The following is a 19,304-nucleotide window of genomic DNA, read 5'->3' on the forward strand; positions in this document are numbered from 1 at the left end:
TTCTAACGGTGAGAATGCTGTTTTAGACAATACAAAGCAACGCTTGCCTACAGGCGTCAAAGACGGAAAAACCTCACTGGTGTTTCACACTCAGTGAGGTTCATCAAGGATCAATGTGACGTCAATGTTCGACAGAAAAGCTTATTTTTCTTTCTTTTCTGAATACATTTCTTCGATTTCGTCTTGATACTTGTCGTTGATCACCTTACGGCGCAATTTCTGCGTTGGCGTCAACTCACCTTCATCCATAGAAAACGCTTTTGGTAGCAACTTGAACTTCTTCACTTGTTCAAATTTCGCCAGCTCTTTCTGCAGATCGTTAACGCGCTTCTCCAGCATTTCAACAACTTGGTGATGCTTAATCAGTTCAACGCGATCGTGATACTTAATATTGAGCTCTTTGGCGTACTCTTCCAAAGAGTCAAAACAAGGCACTATCAACGCTGAAACGAATTTGCGTGTATCAGCAATCACCGCGATTTGCTCAATAAAATGATCTTTACCAATCGCACCTTCAATCATCTGCGGGGCAATGTATTTTCCTCCAGACGTTTTCATCAGCTCTTTGATACGATCGGTAATGAACAGGTTGCCGTGCTCATCAATGTGACCCGCGTCGCCCGTTTTAAGGAAACCGTGTTCATCAAACGTTTTCTCCGTTTCTTCTGGGAGCTTGTAGTAACCACGCATCACCATCGGACCACGAACCAAAATTTCGTTGTTTTCGCCAATCTTTACTTGTGCGCCCGGCATCGACATGCCGATAGAATCAGGGTTAAAGCACTTGTCATCCCAGCATGAAATCGTTGCTGTGGTTTCGGTCATGCCGTAGCCCAGCTTCACGTTGATACCAATCGCATGGAAGAAACGACCAATGGTTTCATCCAGTTTTGCACCACCACATGGCATAAAGTTGATGTTGCCACCCAGCAGGGCACGCAGTTTTGACAACACCAGCTTATCCGCCAACGCATGGGCTTTTTTCAGCATCAATGAAGGCTGGCGACCTTCTTGGTGACACACGGACATCTTCGCGCCCATGTTCACCGCCCAGGTAAACATGATTTTGCGCATCAGCGGCGCACGAGAGACTTTCTCATGGATGGCAGAGAAGATCTTCTCGTAAAAGCGCGGCACGGCGCACATCACTGTTGGCTTGATATCACTCAGAGCGTCACGAACTTGCATGGTATCTTGCAAATAACAGTTCGTACCGCCTTTATAAAGAACGTAAAAGGTCCAAGCGCGCTCAAAAACGTGTGATAACGGCAAGAAACAAAGCGAAACGTCGTTTTCTGTCAGGCTTAAGCGTCGATCATGTCCCTCTAATTGAGCGGCAATGTTGGCATAATCTAACATCACCCCTTTCGGCTGCCCCGTGGTGCCAGAGGTATAGATTAGCGTCAGCAAATCCTCAAAATTTGCCTGTTCTAAACGTCGTTCGAGCTCAGCACGGGCCTCTTGTTGACCTTGTTGAATGAAGGCTTTCCAATGGATCGCAAAGTGATGTTCGCCTAAATCAATATCGTCTGACATGGCGACAATCAGGTTCAGTTGCTCACACTCATCGAAGATTTTCACTGCGGCGTCAAATTGTGGCTGTTCACCCACAAACAGAACTTTAACGTCGGCATTTTGCAGAATATAAGCCGCTTGAGCTGCCGTATTGGTTGGATAAATCGGGACCGTGACAGCACGTAATTGTAGGGCCGCAAAATCGGCCACCGTCCACTGCGGCATGTTATTAGAAAAGATAGCGATCTTATCTTGGACTTCAATGCCCTGCGCAAGCAACGCTAGGGATAATTCATCAATTTGCTGACCAAATTGCTTCCAGCTAATACCTTGCCAAACTGCACCAACTTTATGCTTGAGCGCAACTCGCTCCGCACCTTGTGCAATCTGCTTACGAATTCGTTTTACGATGTGAAAATCTAAATTGGCCATGTCTCTTACCTTTGGCTTACACATGTAAGCTCTATTTGCGGGCACAGTGTAGCGGTGGGAACAAAAAACGCAACTGATGAGGGTCAAACTTATGCTCAATTAGAGAGAATCATCAATAACAAGATAAAAAAATGCCCTCATGGCCAAGGCTCAATGAGGGCATCCAATTTGTAACAGGCCGTGTCGGTTATACCGCAGCAACCACTTCGCCACATGTCACCATCAGCAGATCACGCAGCCAAATGTGGCCTTTGTCTTTTTCTGATGATTCGTGCCAGCTTAAGAAACCGCTGATTTCACGATTTTCAAATGGGAAGTCAAGAATCTGTAGCTGCGCGTTGTTTGCCGCATTTTCCACAATCCAGCGAGGAGCGATCGTCACAAGCTCAGATTGACCAACCACATACAGAACGTTGCTCAAGCTTGTGCCTTCGAAATACGCTGCCACATCCAGATCGCGATACGCTTGCTCAGAGAAGCTGCGTTGGCCGTGAATGCGAGACAGTTTCGCGTGACGCTCTTGCATCAACTGCGCTTCTGTCACTTTACCTTGAATACGAGGATGCTGCTTAGACGTCACAACCACGAGTTCATCTTTGAAGATCTCTGTGCTTGAGAAGCCTTGCTCGTCAAAACGTGCGTAATCAATCACAAAGTCGATTTCTTGATAGCGCATACGCTCAGAGAGCATGCGATCAAACTCTGCATCCAAATGCAATTGTACATTAGGCGCTTTGTTATGAATGTCTGCCATAATGCGTGGTGCAAAACGCATATCACATGGGCTGCAAATCGCCAGTTTGAACAGACGAGTTGAAGACTCAGGCTGGAATACAGAACTTGGTAATTCATTGCGGATCAATTGCAGCGCTTGGCGGACTGGACCAAATAATTGACGAGCACGCTGGGTCGGTTGAATACCACGCCCTTGACGCATGAAAAGCTCATCATTAAACATCACTTTTAAGCGAGCAACCGCGTTGCTCACTGCAGGCTGTGACATGCCTAAATTATGTGCTGCGCGAGTAATATTTTGCTCTTGCATAACGGCATCAAATACCGTCAGTAGGTTGAGATCCACTCCGCGTAAAGTACTTTCCATTCGATAGCTGGCAATCGCGCTCATCGCATCTTTTTTATCTAACATCTAGTGCGCCTCTCGTGTAACGGTCAACAAATTTGAATTTGATAGTCAGGAATAGATAACCTGTATTTCTTATATTTATCGCCCTCATCACTCTCAGGGCGCAGCTCACTATCATTGAATTCATTGATGTTTAGCAACTAGATTGATAATTAATCACAATATTTTAGCCAATTATCATTTTTGTTGATTAAAAACATATATTTAAGTAAAACCTAAAAAACTATAAAAAACAGAAATACCCTCATAAGTAGCAATTATTGAGCTAAGTGATGTCTCATCACTTAACCCCCTTAAAGCATTTGCTGCAACTATTGTTTGACCACAAAACCCAACAATCTCGTCAATATTAGCGCTATGAAATTGACACGTAACTGGGAAAGTCGACTTGTTGCCATAGTTGCTCACACAGCGATTGATGACATGACCAGTCTCCTTTGAGTATCCATTCGACGATCGCTGGCGCTACTTGAGGATAAGTGACTTTTTCCGCCAACGCGTCTTGCAACCAACGCCGCACAACCTGACTGTCCAAGGTGTCCATCACCGTCGCTAAGCCAAGAGTTTCTAAGGTCGCCACGTTGCTTTGTTGCTCAAATTGCCCTTCAAGTGGTTTCACTAATAATTTTTTACCTAAGGTCAACGCTTCTGAAGGAAGCTCAAAACCACCATTCGCGATCACCCCTTTACAACGATGTAAATCTAATTGAAATGAATGATGATCGAGCGCACGGAGTGAAATATTGCCTTCCATTTCTTCCGCGAGTACATCTGGGTGATAACAGATGAATGACTGCGATTTAAAACGCCACAACAACTCGCAAATGGATTCCAACTGTTCAAAGGGTAAATAAACCAGAATCGCATCGATTTGCTCGGTTTGGTAACAAAGCGTGTGAACAATCGGCGGTAAGATCGGTTGATCAAAATGGTACCAATGCAAACCTAAATGAATGTTAGCAGGAGCAAAATGACGCAGTACTTGCTTATCGAGCCATGATGCCCCCCGCAATGGCACAGAATAACGAAACGCATTTTGATGACTAAGCCCAATGCAGGGCTTGTTTTGTCGTTTAGCAGCCCACGCCGAAACGGGCTCGAAGTCACTGATCACCAAATCATACTGACTAAGATCTTGCTGCTGCACTTCTTGCTTCAGAGTCAATAAACTGTTTTCGAGCGCAGTTTGCCAATAATCCACACGGCCATTTTTCGTCGCAAAGGTGAGCCCTCGACACGTTTTGTACTGGCCAAAGGCTTCCATGGAGAAATAGCGCTTCGGGTCTCGACCAGAAAAAAGAAAATCCACTTGGCAATGCTGCGCCGCAAAAGCGTTTGCCATTGCCCGAGCACGGGCGATATGACCATTCCCCGTGCCTTGTACGCCATACAGAATTTTCATAGGCTCACTCCATCACAAGAATCAAGGCCAAAGTGGCACAGGCATGACCGAGCAGAGCACCAATCACAATGTCACTAAAAAAATGCACGCCCAGTAAAATGCGTGACAACCCGATCAGGGTCGCCCAGCTAAACGCAAACCATGTCAACTCTGGGAAGAAGTAACTTGTGATGGTGGCCATGACAAACCCTGCGGCGGTGTGACCAGAGGGCAAACTGTAGCGATCTGAAGGGGTGATAAAAGCGGGCAAATAGGCACTGTACTCTTCTGGGCGACGGCGCTTGAAACTGTTTTTGAGCCCCCAATAAATGGGCAACTCGATGACAAAGGCCAGCAAACCACAGAGCAAAAACCACGTTCCTAGTGAAGGAATAGCCAGCCATGCGGCCAGTCCAATCAAGGCGTAAAGGTGCCCATCGCCACTGTGGGAAATCGCTTTGCTGATGGTTGCCACTTGGTAATTGAATCTATGTTTTAAGCAAAAGCTAGAAAGCGCAAAGTCAAAGTCTGCAATACGTTGTATCGGCAGACGCAGCGTGTTGATCGATTTCATTGTTGCCATCCTGAATGTCGTTCTCCTGCTACTAAGCTAGGAAACCAGAGTGACAATCCCATGAAAGGAATTTGGCGATTTAGTGACAACGCCCAGAATCCTTGATAAGGCTTGGGCGATCAAGAAGATAGCGAGAGGGACAAAGGAAGAGGAGAAGAACGAAGAGAGCACGAACAGAGTGCTCTCTTTGCGATCAATAAAGAGAAGAAATCGCCATCGCGAAAATTAACTGGGATCGATTGACTGTATATACCAAATGTTTTTGTCTTTTCGACATGCCATCAAATTGCCTGAGCGAGCCTGATTGGCACCATTGAGCTGATACTGTAAATCACGACATTGATAACTGCCTGTCCACAATATTTTTTGGCTTGCTGATCGGGTTTTCGGCGTTAATGCTGCATTGGGCTTCACCGATAAAATGTCACGCGGTTCGATACGGCTTTGCACATAACCTTGATGTACATAGCCTTCAATCATTCCCTGTCTCTCGACTAACAACCAAGGTGCGCCGGGGACTTTTGCCAACGCGATGAAGACATCTCCCGTTTGCAGCTGCCCTACTTTATTTGATTTCGCAGATGGAGCTGAGCGTAGGTTAACCACCGTGGTGGCACTGAATGGCAAATCCAGTAGAGACAGTTCCCCTTTTAATGTTACTCCGGGGTAAACGTCAGTCCCGACAAGAAACGTTTTGGTTTTAGGATCAGAAGAAGCAATACGCCATTGTGACGCCTTCAACCCTTCTTTCTCCTCCCCACCAGCCATTTCAGAACTCTCGCTTTCCAACAAAGTCGCCATTGCGGTTAGGAAGGTTTTCTGTTCCTGAGAGCTCAACGTCAACTCAAGCTGCTGTTGTAATACTTCTGCATTTTTAGATAATTGTGCCGAAGAGACACTGCTTACTTTTCTTTCGGTACTGGTTGATTGACAGCCAAGTAACGTCCAGCAGCTCAATGTTAACACTGCATACCAAGCCGATTTATTAGACATTATCTTCTCCCTTCTCTTCATCACTTAAACTCTTGTTCCATCGAGCGCTAAGCGCCAGCCAACCCGGAATAATCGGTACACCTTCATTTTCTTAGTGCCCAATAGTGCTAGGCGAACACCGTTTCGGGCAAGTATTAGAAAAGTATGAAAGCAAACGCTTTAGCAGTGATGTCACATTACGTAGCGACAACTCGTTAACTCTCTCACTTAATCTTTGCTATCCAATAATCGCCGAGAGCAGAAATGCCACAGACAACGACGTCACTAGAGGGCTCTGACGTTGTTTTTTCCAACAAATCGTATTTTTATCGCTCAACTGATCGGATATGAATAAAAAATCAACTTTAGGGTTGACGCGCCACACTGAGTGCGGTACTAATCTGTTAACTTAATTTTGTGGAATGCTTAACAAGATGACAGCACATTTTTCTTTCCTACTGAACCTCCTCCTCATCGTGACAAGATCGCGCGGGTAGGCTGTGGAAGAAAAATAAACCACACAGAATAACAACTAGCCCGCACATCGATGCGGGCTTTTTTATATCCAAACACAACATTGACCAGAAGAAATCGATTAACTATCGAGAAAAGGAAGCGAACATGAACGATCAGGTAATTATATTCGACACCACGTTACGTGATGGCGAACAAGCGTTATCAGCGAGCCTAACGGTAAAAGAGAAGTTGCAGATTGCTTATGCGCTTGAACGACTTGGCGTTGATGTGATCGAAGCAGGCTTCCCGGTTTCTTCTCCTGGTGATTTTGAGTCCGTACAAACCATCGCTCGTAATATTAAAAACAGCCGCGTATGTGCCCTTTCTCGCGCCGTAGAAAAAGACATTGATGCCGCCGCTGAAGCCTTGAAAGTGGCAGAAGCATTTCGTATCCACACTTTTATTTCCACCTCGACCATTCACGTGCAAGACAAATTACGTCGTAGCTACGATGATGTCGTTGAAATGGGCGTTAGAGCAGTAAAACATGCTCGCAAATACACGGACGATGTGGAATTTTCTTGCGAAGATGCCGGACGTACGCCTATCGACAATCTTTGCCGCATGGTAGAAGCCGCGATAAATGCGGGCGCGCGTACCATCAATATCCCAGACACCGTGGGCTACACCGTACCAAGCGAATTTGGCGGCATTATCCAAACCCTATTTAACCGCGTACCGAACATCGACAAAGCGATCATTTCAGTTCACTGTCACGATGATTTAGGCATGTCTGTCGCCAACTCCATTGCTGCTGTTCAAGCTGGAGCTCGTCAGGTCGAAGGGACAATCAATGGCATTGGTGAACGAGCGGGTAACTGCTCTCTAGAAGAGATCGCCATGATCATCAAAACTCGTCAAGAGTTACTAGGGGTTCGAACAGGCATCAACCACGAAGAAATCCATCGTACCAGTAAGTTGGTCAGCCAACTTTGCAACATGCCAATCCAAGCCAATAAAGCCATTGTCGGTGCCAATGCCTTTAGCCACTCTTCCGGTATCCACCAAGATGGCATGCTAAAGAATAAGAACACTTACGAAATCATGACGCCTGAGTCGATTGGCCTGAAGAACCAAGCGCTGAACCTAACCAGTCGCAGTGGCCGTGCTGCGGTGAAGAGCCACATGGATGCCATGGGCTATAAGGAAGATGAGTACAACTTAGATGCGCTATACCAAGATTTCCTAAAACTAGCGGATCGCAAAGGACAAGTCTTCGACTATGACCTAGAAGCACTGATGCACTTCTCTAACCTGCGCGAAGAAGATGATTATTACAAGCTGAACTACCTAAGCGTGCAATCAGGCAGCGTGATGGCGACCACCAGCATTAAACTGTTGTGTGGCGATGAAGAGAAATGCGAAGCAGCCGTTGGTAATGGTCCTGTCGATGCGTTATACCAATGTATCTACCGTCTGACGGGCTACGACATCGTATTGGACAAGTTCGATCTCACTGCCAAAGGGGAAGGTGAAGACGGCTTAGGCCAAGCAGACATTATCGCCAATTACAAAGGCCGTAAGTACCACGGTACGGGTATCTCAACGGATATCGTTGAAGCATCAGGTCAGGCATTGCTGCACGTTATCAACAGCATTCATCGTGCCGACGAAATTGCCGAAATGAAACAGAAAAAGATCGCAACCGTATAACTGTATTCCGAGCACTTCATTGTGCTTGGAACGCCCATAATTCACTGCAACACAGCACAATAAAATTCAATAATTAAAGGATTAACATGACAGACAAAACTTACAAAATCGCCGTTTTACCTGGCGATGGTATTGGCCCAGAAGTAATGGCTCAAGCACACAAAGTGCTGGATGCGATTGAGAAAAAACACGCGATTCACTTCGAACGTGAAGAGCACGACGTTGGTGGTATTGCGATAGATAATCATGGCTGCCCACTCCCCCAAAGCACGGTGACCGCATGTGAAGAGTCAGACGCGGTGCTGTTTGGTTCAGTAGGCGGCCCTAAGTGGGAACATTTGCCACCTAACGACCAACCAGAGCGTGGCGCGCTCCTACCGCTACGTAAGCACTTCCAGCTGTTTTGCAACCTTCGCCCTGCTCAAATTCACAGTGGCTTAGAAGCATTTTCACCATTGCGTGCCGACATCTCGGGCCGTGGTTTTGATATTGTCGTCGTGCGTGAGCTAACGGGTGGTATCTATTTCGGTCAACCCAAAGGCCGTGAAGGTGAAGGCGCCAACGAAAAAGCGTACGACACAGAAATTTATCACCGCTTTGAAATTGAACGCATTGCGAAGATTGCCTTCGAGTCGGCTCGCCTACGCCGCAAGAAAGTGTGCTCTATCGACAAAGCCAATGTACTGCAAAGTTCTATCTTATGGCGTGAAGTCGTCGAAGAGCTCGCTAAAGACTACCCAGATGTTGAGCTATCGCATATGTACATCGACAACGCAACGATGCAGTTGATCAAAGATCCTGCGCAGTTTGACGTCATGCTTTGTTCTAACATCTTTGGCGACATTATTTCGGACGAGTGTGCAATGATCACGGGTTCCATGGGCATGTTGCCATCAGCAAGCCTAAACGAAAGCAAATTCGGCCTGTATGAACCTGCAGGTGGCAGTGCGCCTGACATCGCAGGGAAAAACATCGCTAACCCGGTCGCGCAAATCCTTTCAGCCGCTCTCATGCTACGTTATAGCCTTGGTGAAGAGGCCGCAGCACAAGACATTGAAAACGCGGTTTCTCAAGCGCTAGCCGCCGGTGAACTGACTGCCGATCTTGCCGGTGACAAACCAGCACTATCGACCGCTGAAATGGGCGATAAGATCGCACAATACATTCTAAATTCATAAAAACACGGAAGTTCGAGCAATGGGCAAAACACTATACGAAAAAGTTTATGAAGCACACGTCGCGGTTGCCGCAGAAGGTGAGACGCCGATCCTATATATCGACCGTCATTTAGTGCATGAAGTGACTTCTCCACAAGCGTTTGATGGCTTACGTGAAAAGGGGCGCCAAGTGCGTCAAGTGAGCAAAACGTTCGCGACCATGGATCATAACGTATCCACCACCACCAAAGACATAAATGCGTCTGGTGAAATGGCCCGTATTCAGATGGAAACCCTGATCAAAAACTGTCAGGAATTCGGCGTCACCTTGTACGACATCAACCATAAATATCAAGGCATTGTGCATGTTATGGGGCCAGAATTGGGCATCACTTTACCAGGCATGACCATTGTCTGTGGTGATTCTCACACCGCAACACACGGTGCGTTTGGTTCGCTGGCATTTGGTATTGGTACTTCTGAAGTCGAGCACGTGCTGGCAACACAAACCCTTAAGCAAGCGCGCGCCAAAACCATGAAAATCGAAGTTCAAGGCAAAGTCGCTGACGGTATCACCGCCAAGGACATCGTCCTTGCCATCATTGGCAAAACCACCGCAGCGGGTGGAACGGGCTATGTGGTGGAGTTCTGTGGTGAAGCAATTACAGACCTTTCCATGGAAGGCCGCATGACCGTGTGCAATATGGCAATTGAGTTGGGTGCCAAAGCAGGCTTGATCGCACCAGACCAGACCACCTTCGACTACATCAAAGGTCGTAAATTCGCGCCAACTGGCGCAGATTGGGATGCGGCGGTTGAATACTGGAAAACACTCAAAACCGATGAAGACGCTAAATTTGATGCCGTGGTGACGCTAAACGCTGCCGATATCAAACCTCAAGTGACTTGGGGCACGAACCCAGGCCAGGTGATTGCCGTGGATGAGCCCATTCCAGCACCAGAAAGCTTCAGCGATCCCGTTGAAAAAGCGTCCGCTGAAAAAGCACTGGCGTACATGGGACTGGAAGCAGGTAAATCGCTGTCCGAATACAAAGTCGACAAAGTCTTTGTCGGCTCTTGCACAAACTCACGTATCGAAGATATGCGCGCCGCCGCTGTCGTCGCCAAAGGGCGCAAAGTGGCATCACACGTTCAAGCGCTGATTGTTCCGGGGTCTGAGCAAGTCAAAGCGCAAGCCGAAGCCGAAGGTTTGGATGTCATTTTCAAAGAAGCGGGTTTTGAATGGCGCCTACCTGGTTGCTCTATGTGCCTGGCAATGAACAATGATCGTCTAGGGCCACATGAGCGCTGTGCGTCAACGTCAAACCGTAACTTTGAAGGCCGCCAAGGTCGTGATGGTCGTACGCATCTAGTCAGTCCAGCCATGGCTGCCGCGGCGGCAATTGCTGGTCATTTTGTTGATATTCGAGATTGGAAATAAGGGGAACACACATGCAAGGTTTTAAACAACACACCGGTTTGGTGGTTCCTCTTGATGCGGCGAACGTGGATACCGATGCGATCATTCCCAAGCAGTTTCTACAAAAAGTCTCTCGCTTAGGTTTTGGCAAACACCTCTTCCATGATTGGCGTTTTCTTGATGATGCGGGCGAACAACCCAATCCAGAATTTGTCATGAACCACGCGCGTTACCAAGGTGCCTCTATCCTGCTGGCACGAGAGAACTTCGGTTGTGGCTCTTCACGTGAGCACGCCCCTTGGGCACTGGCTGACTATGGCATTCGTGCGATGATTGCACCGAGTTTTGCCGATATTTTCTACAGCAACTCGATCAATAACCAAATGGTGCCTGTTCGTTTAACCGAACAAGAAGTCGATGAACTGTTCCAATATGTGCAAGCGACGGAAGGGGCACAAATCGAAGTGGATCTTGAAGCGTTGAAAGTGCGCGCAAATGACAAAGAATACTCATTTGGGATCGATGACTTTCGCCGTCACTGTTTGTTGAATGGTTTAGACCACATTGGTTTGACCCTACAACATGAGGACAAGATCGCCGCTTTTGAAGCAGATATTCCCGCGTTTCTGCGCTAATTTCTGCATTGAGTTAGATAACAATGGGAATAGCATGCTATTCCCATTTTGTTTGCTGGCGATGAAATTGATCGTCGTTTGTCACGGTCCTATATCAAACTAAAACACTATGCTTTGTAGAGGATATTCCCCGATGCGACGATATTTACTGCTGATTTTCACCTTATTTTCTGTTGCGAGTTACGCGGCACCAAAGTCGGATCTTTGGCCATATTGGCAACCATCCGACGAGCAAAGCACCATCAAAGTGTCTCATCAAGCTTGGCAAACACTACTCGATCACTATTTGATTCGCCAAGGCGAAAATACACTTTTTCGCTATGCCCAAGTGTCGACACAAGACCATCAGGCCCTTAAGCAATACCTTGCTACGCTGGCTAAGCAAAATCCGCTGACGCTCAACCGCGCAGAGCAATATGCCTATTGGGTGAATCTCTACAATGCGATTACCGTTGATCTTATCCTCGACAATTATCCGCTCAAGTCTATTACCAAGTTAGGCGGTTTGTTTAGCTTTGGACCGTGGAATGAAGAAGTCATCACCATCAATAGTAAGCCGTTAACGCTCAACGACATCGAACATCGTATCTTGCGCCCTATCTGGAATGATCCACGCACCCATTATGCGGTCAACTGCGCCAGCCTAGGTTGTCCTAACCTGCAACCACAAGCCTTTACAACCGATAACACACCAGCTTTGCTCGATGCGGCAGCGAAAGAGTTTATCAATAGTGCCAAAGGCGTATCACGACAAGGTAATAAAGCGCAGCTCTCTTCCATATACGATTGGTTTGCGGATGATTTTGGTGGAAAAGCGGGATTATTTTCCCACATTGGCCGCTATGCGCCACAGTATCAAGATTTTTCTGGTCAAATCGAGTACGACTATGACTGGAATCTCAACCAAGCCCAATAAACGCAGAAAGGCCGATATACGGCCTTTCTCTCTTTATATGAATGAGAACAAACAGGCGATCTCATCGTCCTGTTTTTTTGTTGGCTACTTGAAGCCTTTTTCTTTCTTAATAAGATCGTAAGCACTTTGAATTTCTTGCGATTTTTCTTTCGCCATATTCATCATTTCTGGCGGTAGACCTTTTGCCATCAATTTATCAGGGTGGTGCTCATTCATTAACTTACGATAAGCGCGCTTCACCTCTTTGCCATCGGCATTGGCGTCAATGCCCAAGATCTTATAGGCATCCGCGAGACGGTCAGTTTGCGACGCTTGCTGCCAGCCACCGTGAGAAGATGAGTGATGAGATTGATGCTGTTGTCCCCCAAATCCGCCCTGACGTTGGAAACGAAATGCCGCTTCTTGCATCTGCAAACGACGCTCGAGCTGTTCAGACGAAAATCCTAAACCTCGCGCAATCTTGTGCAATACATTTCGTTCACTTGGATGCACATCGCCATCGGCAAAAGCCGCAGAGATCTGTAATTCCAAAAAGAACTGCAATAAATCAAAACGGCCACTAGTGGCAATTTTAACTCTCTCTAAGACTTGTTCCAGAGGGAAATCACGTTCTTTACCTTCACGAAACGCATCTTGCGCTGCTCTGCGCTGTTCGCCATGCAAGCTCATTCGATCCATCATTGCACTGGCAAGTTGGATCTCTTCCTTGGTGACTTGGCCTTTTGCTTTAGCTACATGCCCCATAACAGCAAAAGCGGACTTAAAAAACTCCTCTTGTCGCTGAGCTTGACTTGGTCCTTGGCCAAAACCTGCGGTTTTAAAGCCCGCTTGACTCAAGCGTCGTGCTTTGTCGAACTGGTGACCAATAAATAAACCGAACAGCGCCCCAAACACCCCGCCGAACAAAAAACCAAAAAAGGCACCAAGAATTTTGCCAAAAATCTGCATTTGTGAGTTCTCTATCTATGAATTTTTCCCGTCATTGACGGTCATATAGTGCTGGAAGCACGGATTTCCTTTATGATAAGGCAATCATTTTTTCACCATGGCCATCATAGAGCCATCGAGCAGCAGTGACATAGGATAGTTCCTTTAATGCAACATTTCTCCCGGACATTTTTAGCGGCTTCAATTGCCACCGCTCTGTTTGCCCCCTACGCTCAAGCTGAAGCGATATTAAACAACAGTGTGCAGGAAATGCCCACTACAGATCAATGCTTGGTCGACGCTGAAAAAAATGATGCGAATGCTGAAATCGTGATTCAAGCGGATAACCTGCAAGCCATCAATGGTGACAAAGCCATTTACTCGGGCGATGTTGAAGTCACTCAAGGCAACAAAAAAATTACGGCAGAATCGGTCACCTTGCATCAACAAGAAAACATTGTTGTGGCAGAAGGTAATGTCACTTTCAATGATGGCGAAGTCAAAGCAAGCTCTAGCAAAGTCACCAATAATATGACGTCAGAGACCTTCTCGCTAGAAAATACTGAATATCAGTTTCTTTGCCAGCAAGGACGAGGCCAAGCTGCCTACATCGCAAAAACAGGCCAAGCGGTTTACGAATTAGAAGATGGCTCTATCACCTCTTGTCCTGCGGATGACAACGCATGGCGTTTGGTCGCATCCAGTATTGAAGTTGATCAAAATGAAGAAACCGCAACGTTCTACCACCCACGGTTTGAAGTGCTCGACGTACCGGTTTTTTATGCTCCCTACCTTACTCTACCGATCGGCAATACTCGTAAAACGGGTTTTCTTTTCCCATCAGTGAACTATGGTTCTAGCGATGGTTTAGAAATCGAAGTTCCTTTCTACTGGAACATTGCACCTAACTACGATTTAACGCTCACTACACTCTACATGCAACAGCGTGGGGTGAAGCAAGATGCTGACTTCCGCTATCTAAGCGATGGCTGGGGGGCTGGTGAACTCAAAGGTGAATACTTACCTGGGGATGAAAAATACAACGATGAAGATCGTTGGGGTTATCAGTACAAACATGATGGCATCATCAATAAGCAGTGGTTGGTTTCTCTCGACTACTCTCAAGTCAGTGATATCGATTACTTCCGGGACTTGAGCTCCGATCTAGGTAACCGAGAAGACGGTCAACTGATGCAACAAGGCAAAGTGGCTTACCGCTCAGACTTTTGGGATATGTCGCTGCAAGTGCGAGATTTCCAAATCTTATTGCAAGATAACAATCAACCTTATCGACTGCTGCCGCAGGTGAAGTTCAACTTTTACACTCCACTGCTTGGCAATTATCTCAACTTTGACGTTAAAAGTGAGTTAACGCAATTTGACATTCAAGATGCCTCGAAACCGAATGCACTGCGTGCGCACGTAGAGCCAGGTTTAACCATTCCCCTCTCGACCAGTTGGGCAACATGGACGACCGAAGCACGTCTTTTAGCCACCTACTATCAGCAAGATCTTGATAGATTAACCGACCCAACGCTGAAGTCTCAGTTGGATGAAACCGTTGCGCGTGTCATTCCTGAATACCGCTCTCATGCTCGTATTTATCTTGAGCGTGAAGCGAAACTCTTTGAAGGCTACACGCAAAGTTTGGAGCCACAAATTCAGTACCTCTATGTACCGGAAGAAGAACAGGGCAATATCTACAACTACGATACGACGCTGCTACAAACCGATTATTACGGCCTCTTCCGCAGTCGTAAGTACAGTAGTATCGACAAAATCGCCGCAGCAAACCAACTGAGTTATGGTGCCAGTACTCGCTTCTTTGACGATGAGTACAAAGAGCGTTTGAACATCTCTTTCGGTCAAATTTACTACATTGACAAGAAAACCAAATTGACTGGTAACCAAGAAGAAACGTCAAACTATTCCTCTTGGGCCGTAGAGACCGATTTCAACTACGAAGACTTTTTGTTCTATCACGGAGGCATCCAATACGACATCGATCTCAATGCGATGCAGTTGGCCAACAGCACCTTGGAATACCAGTTTACCGATGGCTTTATTCAAGGTAATTATCGCTATGTCACCAAAGATTACATCGAAGATACCATCAGCTTTGATGAGTTAGACAAGATTACCCGCAAAGGCATTTCACAAGCGGGGATTGTTGGGGCCTACAATATTAATCGCCATTGGTCTGCGAGCGGTCAGTATTATTACGATTTGACCGAAGAGATCGACTTGGAATGGATGGCTAGTTTGCGTTACCAATCAGATTGTTGGTATATCGGTTTTACTTACACCAACCAATTAGTGAAATGGCGCAATGATGTGGTCGGCGGCGATAGTAACAATCCGGTCTACGATACCAACATTAGCGTAAACTTTGGTATTCAAGGTTTTGCTACTAAGAACAAAGCAGAAACTGCTGCAAAAGAATTGGATAGCACAGATAACGCGATTACCTACGGTCGCCCTTTCTATCTGAATAATTAGTACTTTTGATGACCTTATCGAAAGAGACAAAACGTTATATGGATTACAAAATGAACATTTGGAAAACCCTTTTACTTGGCATGCTGGTCACTGGCAGCGCCGTTTCTGCTCCTGTTGAGCTAGATAAGGTCGCCGTGATCGTCAACGATGGTGTGATCTTACAAAGTGATATTGATACCGCGACCAAAACCTTGCGCGCTAACGCGAAAAAAAGCGGACAAGCCCTACCCGATGCTGACGTGCTAAACGAACAAATCGTCGATAAATTGATCATCGATACACTGCAAACACAAGAAGCCGACCGCATTGGCGTGCGCATTGATGATACACGTCTCAATCAAGCAATTGAGGAAATCGCACGCAACAATAATCAAACCATCGACGAACTCTCGGCGGCCATTGCCAGCGAAGGAGTGAGTTACGCAGAGTTTCGCGAACAAATTCGTAAAGAGATGGCGGCATCTGAAGCACGAAATGCCTTGGTGAGACGTCGTATCAATATTTTGCCGGCAGAAGTGGATAACCTCGCTGAACTGCTATCGAAAGAAACCAACGCTAGCGTTGAGTATCGTATTGGTCACATTCAGTTGCGTTTTACTGATGGGCAAGACAAATCGGCCTTGGAAGCACAAGCGAAAGAGCTAGTTGAAAAGCTCAAGCAAGGGGCTGATTTCAGCACCATGGCTTACACTTATTCCAAAGGACCAAAAGCACTGCAAGGCGGTGATTGGGGTTGGATGCGTAAAGAAGAGATGCCAACCATTTTTGCTGACCAAATCAAGATGCAAAATAAAGGCAGCATCATTGGTCCATTCCGCAGTGGTGTTGGTTTTCATATTTTAAAAATTGAAGACGTAAAAGGGTTGGAAACCGTTGCGGTCACCGAGGTGAATGCACGACATATTCTGTTAAAACCAACGGTCATTTTGAGCGATGAAGGTGCTCAGCGCGAACTGAATGAGTTCATCCGTCGAATTCGCGCAGGTGAAGCAACCTTTGGTGAGTTGGCGCAGCAATACAGCCAAGACCCAGGTTCCGCAGCACAAGACGGTGAGTTGGGCTATCAAACACCCGACCTCTATGTGCCCGAGTTTAAGCACCAAGTTGAAACATTGCCGGTAGGAACCATCAGTGAACCCTTTAAGACCGTGCATGGCTGGCATATTGTTGAAGTGCTTGACCGCCGTGAAGTCGACCGCACCGACTCTGCGATGAAAAATAAGGCCTATCGCATCCTCTTTAATCGTAAATTCAACGAGGAAGTCGGCGCTTGGATGCAAGAGCTTCGAGCAGGTGCGTTTGTCGAAATCATCAACGAGGAAGAAAACGATGGTTAAACGCTTAGTGGTGACAGCTGGAGAACCCGCTGGCATTGGTCCCGATCTTGTTCTCGCTTTATCAAAAGAGCATTGGCCACACCAGTTAGTGGTGTGTGCAGATAAAAAAATGCTCGCCCAACGTGCAGAGCAATTGGGGATTAACGTTACCCTGCTTGATTATGATGCTTCAACTGCCCCCTCCCCCCAACAAGCGGGGACATTAGTGGTCGAGCATATCGATATGCCGAGCACTTGTGTGGCAGGGCAGCTCAATGAAGAGAATGGTCATTATGTATTAAAAACGCTGGAAAGAGCCGCTTTAGGCTGTATGAAAAGCGAATTTGATGCTATTGTCACCGGCCCTGTTCACAAGGGGGTGATTAACCGAGCTGGGGTTGCTTTTAGCGGCCATACCGAGTTTTTTGCCGAGCTATCAAACACGCCTCTTGTGGTCATGATGTTAGCCACCGAAGGCTTAAGAGTAGCGCTTGTCACGACACATATTCCATTGGCGTATGTGTCGAAAGCGGTCACTGCAGAGCGATTGCTGAAGATCATCGATATTTTGCATCGCGACTTAGTAGAAAAATTCGCCATTGCCGAGCCTAAGATTTACGTGTGTGGACTAAACCCGCACGCAGGAGAGGACGGATGCTTAGGCCGTGAAGAGATTGAAACCATCACGCCGACGCTGGAAAAAATTCGTCAAGAAAAAGGAATCCATCTGCTAGGCCCATTGCCAGCAGACACCATTTTCAATGAAAAATATTTAAACGATGCCGATGCTGTTCTAGGAATGTATCACGACCAAGTCTTGCCTGTGTTGAAATACAAGGGATTTGGTCAGTCGGTCAACATTACTCTTGGTCTACCCTTTATAAGAACATCGGTAGATCACGGAACTGCACTCGATTTAGCCGGGACTGGCCAAGCGGATACAGGGAGCTTCCGAACAGCACTTCAGCATGCGATAGAACTGGTAGAGAAAAAACAATGAGAAATGATGTCCATATGGGGCACAAAGCGCGTAAACGCTTTGGTCAGAACTTCCTTAACGATCCATACATTATTGATGGTATCGTCTCGGCCATTAACCCAAGACCGGGACAAAACCTGGTTGAAATCGGTCCTGGTTTAGGCGCGATTACCGAGCCAGTTGGCCGCGAAGTGGACAAATTCACCGTTATCGAACTTGACCGAGATTTGGCGGAGCGCCTTCGTACTCATCCAGAATTGGCAGACAAACTGACGATTCATGAAGGGGATGCGATGCGTTTTGATTTCACTCAATTAGTGAAACCAAACAATAAGTTACGTATTTTTGGTAACCTACCTTACAACATTTCAACACCGCTGATGTTCCACCTATTTGAATTTCATAAAGACATTCAAGACATGCACTTTATGTTGCAAAAAGAAGTGGTGAACCGCCTTGCTGCAGGTCCGGGTAGCAAAGCCTATGGTCGTCTAACGGTGATGGCACAATACTACTGTAAAGTGGTACCCGTGTTGGAAGTACCACCAACCGCCTTTGTACCACCACCGAAAGTCGACTCAGCAGTGGTTCGCCTCGTTCCTTACGAGACATTACCTCACCCAGCAAATAACCTACAATGGCTAGAACGCGTCTGCCGCGAAGGCTTTAACCAACGCCGCAAAACCGTGCGTAACTGTTATAAGTCGCTGATGAGTGAGCAAGTTCTTGAAGAACTCGGGGTAAACCCTGGCATGCGTCCAGAGAATCTGACGCTGCAGCAATTTGTGGCGATGGCAAACTGGCTGGATGCTAACCATAAATAAATCTATCGGTATGAGAGTGAGCATAGACTCACTCTCTGCTTTTCCAACACGGAGTCAGCATGGACGTATCTCAACCCCGTATCCAAATTCAAGTTCACACCAAATACGTCGAAGAACAATCCAATCCTGAACTTGCTCGCTATATCTTCGCTTACATCATTACCATTAAAAACCACAGTTCAGAGAGCGTGCAACTGCTTAGTCGACGCTGGTTGATCACCGATGCCAATGGCAAACAGATCTCTGTCGAAGGCGATGGCGTCGTCGGCCAACAACCGTTTATCGACGCTGGTGATGAGTACACTTACAGCAGTGGCACCGCATTAGACACCCCAGTTGGCGTCATGCAAGGTCAATACATCATGCACGACGCTCAAGGCAAAGAATTTGTCGTCGAAATTGAACCTTTCCGCCTCGCGGTTCCCAACATTCTTAACTGATTTG

General features: G+C 46.7%; 16 protein-coding genes. 10 read left to right on the plus strand and 6 right to left on the minus strand.

Annotated elements, in window-relative coordinates:
* Positions 1-141: 141 nt before the first annotated feature.
* The 5 genes from VV1_RS03145 to VV1_RS03165 form a co-directional block, all read right to left on the minus strand.
* Positions 142-1,947 (minus strand): AMP-dependent synthetase/ligase, encoded by a 1,806-nt coding sequence (locus VV1_RS03145; RefSeq protein WP_011078728.1) that lies wholly within the window; start codon positions 1,945-1,947, stop codon positions 142-144.
* A gap of 187 nt (positions 1,948-2,134) precedes the next feature.
* A complete protein-coding gene (leuO, locus tag VV1_RS03150) occupies positions 2,135-3,094 on the minus strand; it encodes a transcriptional regulator LeuO (protein ID WP_011078729.1) in 960 nt (319 codons plus the stop codon).
* Between the two features lie 352 nt (positions 3,095-3,446).
* Complete coding sequence (locus VV1_RS03155; protein WP_011078730.1) at positions 3,447-4,493, minus strand: MJ1255/VC2487 family glycosyltransferase; 1,047 nt, start codon at positions 4,491-4,493, stop codon at positions 3,447-3,449.
* A 4-nt stretch (positions 4,494-4,497) separates the two neighbouring features.
* Positions 4,498-5,046 carry a phosphatase PAP2 family protein gene (locus VV1_RS03160; RefSeq protein WP_173652404.1) on the minus strand — a complete coding sequence of 183 codons (549 nt, stop codon included), beginning with the start codon at positions 5,044-5,046 and terminating at the stop codon, positions 4,498-4,500.
* A gap of 225 nt (positions 5,047-5,271) precedes the next feature.
* Complete coding sequence (locus tag VV1_RS03165; protein ID WP_011078732.1) at positions 5,272-6,039, minus strand: SH3 domain-containing protein; 768 nt, start codon at positions 6,037-6,039, stop codon at positions 5,272-5,274.
* A 600-nt stretch (positions 6,040-6,639) separates the two neighbouring features.
* Here VV1_RS03165 and leuA point away from each other — a divergent pair.
* From leuA to VV1_RS03190, 5 genes are all read left to right on the plus strand, one after another.
* On the plus strand, positions 6,640-8,187 hold the full coding sequence (gene leuA / locus VV1_RS03170; protein ID WP_011078733.1) for a 2-isopropylmalate synthase: 1,548 nt from the start codon (positions 6,640-6,642) through the stop codon (positions 8,185-8,187).
* An 86-nt stretch (positions 8,188-8,273) separates the two neighbouring features.
* Entirely contained in the window at positions 8,274-9,365 is a 1,092-nt protein-coding gene (gene leuB / locus VV1_RS03175; protein WP_011078734.1) for a 3-isopropylmalate dehydrogenase, read from the plus strand.
* A 19-nt stretch (positions 9,366-9,384) separates the two neighbouring features.
* Entirely contained in the window at positions 9,385-10,785 is a 1,401-nt protein-coding gene (leuC, locus tag VV1_RS03180) for a 3-isopropylmalate dehydratase large subunit (RefSeq protein ID WP_011078735.1), read from the plus strand.
* Between the two features lie 11 nt (positions 10,786-10,796).
* Complete coding sequence (gene leuD / locus VV1_RS03185; protein ID WP_011078736.1) at positions 10,797-11,399, plus strand: 3-isopropylmalate dehydratase small subunit; 603 nt, start codon at positions 10,797-10,799, stop codon at positions 11,397-11,399.
* A 133-nt stretch (positions 11,400-11,532) separates the two neighbouring features.
* Positions 11,533-12,315: a DUF547 domain-containing protein gene (locus tag VV1_RS03190; protein ID WP_011078737.1), complete on the plus strand. Its 783-nt coding sequence runs from the start codon at positions 11,533-11,535 to the stop codon at positions 12,313-12,315.
* An 84-nt stretch (positions 12,316-12,399) separates the two neighbouring features.
* On the opposite strand, the gene djlA is transcribed toward VV1_RS03190, so the two are convergent.
* Entirely contained in the window at positions 12,400-13,263 is an 864-nt protein-coding gene (gene djlA / locus VV1_RS03195) for a co-chaperone DjlA (protein WP_011078738.1), read from the minus strand.
* A 147-nt stretch (positions 13,264-13,410) separates the two neighbouring features.
* Between djlA and lptD the strand changes: the two genes are divergently transcribed.
* Genes lptD through apaG form a run of 5 tightly spaced genes read left to right on the plus strand, consistent with a single transcriptional unit; the run spans position 13,411 to position 19,300 of the window.
* Positions 13,411-15,741 (plus strand): LPS assembly protein LptD, encoded by a 2,331-nt coding sequence (gene lptD / locus VV1_RS03200; protein WP_011078739.1) that lies wholly within the window; start codon positions 13,411-13,413, stop codon positions 15,739-15,741.
* A gap of 50 nt (positions 15,742-15,791) precedes the next feature.
* Positions 15,792-17,078 carry a peptidylprolyl isomerase SurA gene (gene surA / locus VV1_RS03205; RefSeq protein ID WP_011078740.1) on the plus strand — a complete coding sequence of 429 codons (1,287 nt, stop codon included), beginning with the start codon at positions 15,792-15,794 and terminating at the stop codon, positions 17,076-17,078.
* Positions 17,071-18,057, plus strand: coding sequence for a 4-hydroxythreonine-4-phosphate dehydrogenase PdxA (pdxA, locus tag VV1_RS03210; RefSeq protein ID WP_011078741.1), 987 nt, complete (start codon positions 17,071-17,073; stop codon positions 18,055-18,057). The genes surA and pdxA overlap by 8 nt, the downstream gene beginning before the upstream one ends.
* Complete coding sequence (rsmA, locus tag VV1_RS03215; protein WP_011078742.1) at positions 18,054-18,860, plus strand: 16S rRNA (adenine(1518)-N(6)/adenine(1519)-N(6))-dimethyltransferase RsmA; 807 nt, start codon at positions 18,054-18,056, stop codon at positions 18,858-18,860. Before pdxA ends, rsmA begins: the two co-directional genes overlap by 4 nt.
* A 59-nt stretch (positions 18,861-18,919) precedes the next feature.
* On the plus strand, positions 18,920-19,300 hold the full coding sequence (gene apaG, locus VV1_RS03220; RefSeq protein WP_011078743.1) for a Co2+/Mg2+ efflux protein ApaG: 381 nt from the start codon (positions 18,920-18,922) through the stop codon (positions 19,298-19,300).
* Positions 19,301-19,304 lie beyond the last annotated feature (4 nt).

It is taken from the genome of Vibrio vulnificus CMCP6, assembly GCF_000039765.1.
GTDB lineage: Bacteria > Pseudomonadota > Gammaproteobacteria > Enterobacterales > Vibrionaceae > Vibrio > Vibrio vulnificus_B.